This is a genomic window from Dellaglioa sp. CoH-57-MRSF-22, from assembly GCF_056781895.1.
This window is the reverse complement of record NZ_JBXAXT010000083.1, coordinates 1-449: the sequence shown is the minus strand read 5'-3', so window position 1 is coordinate 449 and position 449 is coordinate 1. Positions and strand designations below refer to the sequence as shown.

General features: G+C 53.2%; 1 protein-coding gene. It reads left to right on the top strand.

What is annotated here, in order from left to right; translation table 11 throughout:
* Positions 1–284, top strand: a 284-nt coding sequence (locus tag AC1RPR_RS08270) for a hypothetical protein (RefSeq protein ID WP_481763478.1), incomplete at its 5' end; no start/stop codon positions are given.
* Positions 285–449: the final 165 nt, after the last annotated feature.

The following is a 449-nucleotide window of genomic DNA, read 5'->3' as shown; positions in this document are numbered from 1 at the left end:
CATTCAACACCACGTTTATGGAAGCGAGCGACTGGAGTACGCGCGCCCAGTTCTATGCGTGGTCAGAAATGACCCGTTCGTGGCTCAACAACAGCGGCTCGTTTGCATCCGCCTACAAGTGCACGGCACAGCTCGTGGTCTATAACGATCTTCCTCAGGTGAGCCGGACGATTACCGTCGTTGGCCTGTGGCCGGCTTCGGTTGCGGATGTCGAACTCGACGGTTCCGCATCGAACCTTGTGACCCTCAACATCACGTGGGCTTTCGACTACCTGATCAACTAACCCTCGTAAATACACGGTTTGTTTAACCAAGGACAAGACTATGAAAGCAGAAGTAATAGCACGCCTAATGGTCACGGCCAGCGAGGGTAAGTGGGAGGACATGACTCCTGCTGAGCGCAAACGCTACAACGAAAAACACCCGAATAACCCTCATGCAGATACGTA